Genomic DNA, 675 nt, shown 5'->3' with positions numbered 1-675 from the left:
TTGACCTGATCGCACCAGGTGTTGACGGCCTGCTCGGCGGTGCGGAAGCTGCGCTGCAAAGACGCTGGCGACTCCGCAGGCGCCTGAGGGCTAACCAATGCAAGGCCCGGGCGCAAGATGCGCGAGTACACACGCGTGTAGAAGAGTGCCGTTTGCAGCCCAAGGTTTGTGAGCCGATACCGGTGGGTCTTGGGCACTCGCTCGATCAGGCCATGCAAGCGCAGGCGTCGCAGCTCGTAGCTCATGCGCCCCCGGGCCGATTTCGCCAGGACGCAGGCCCAGCAGCACGGCGTAGGCTTGCCGCAGGTCCTGATTGGTAAAGCCGCGTGCGACGAAGACGAACATCACCAGCGCATGCAGCAGCGCTTGGACGTTCGGGTCGGCAAAGCGCAGCGCCGGTGCCCGCTGCCCGTCAACATGGCGCGGACGCTGTAGGTCCTGAAACGCGTCTTCGCCCAATGCACAGTCGTGGCTGATCTGCTCAATTTCGAGCATGCGCCGATTCGCGGCAAAGCCGATGCGGCGTAGCTCGGGCAAGTTGCGCAGCAGCCGTCCCACGCCGAAGTCGCGGGTGTCGTTGATGGTGGTCTCGGTACGTAACGCCTGACCCTCCTTGTGGTACTGCTTGATGCGTGAACGTTTGTAGTCCACATGCAGCGAAGGGGTGACCCCTTC

At 63.6% G+C, this 675-nt stretch carries 1 pseudogene; it reads right to left on the bottom strand.

The annotated features are described in order from the left end of the window. Positions 1-90: 90 nt before the first annotated feature. Positions 91-675, bottom strand: a pseudogene (locus tag P0D89_RS53770) (hypothetical protein); the annotation flags it as partial.

The organism is Paraburkholderia sp. RL18-085-BIA-A (genome assembly GCF_046027075.1).
Taxonomy (GTDB): Bacteria; Pseudomonadota; Gammaproteobacteria; order Burkholderiales; family Burkholderiaceae; genus Paraburkholderia.
The sequence above is the reverse complement of the archived record's forward strand: the minus strand, read 5'-3'. Positions and strand labels throughout refer to the sequence as shown.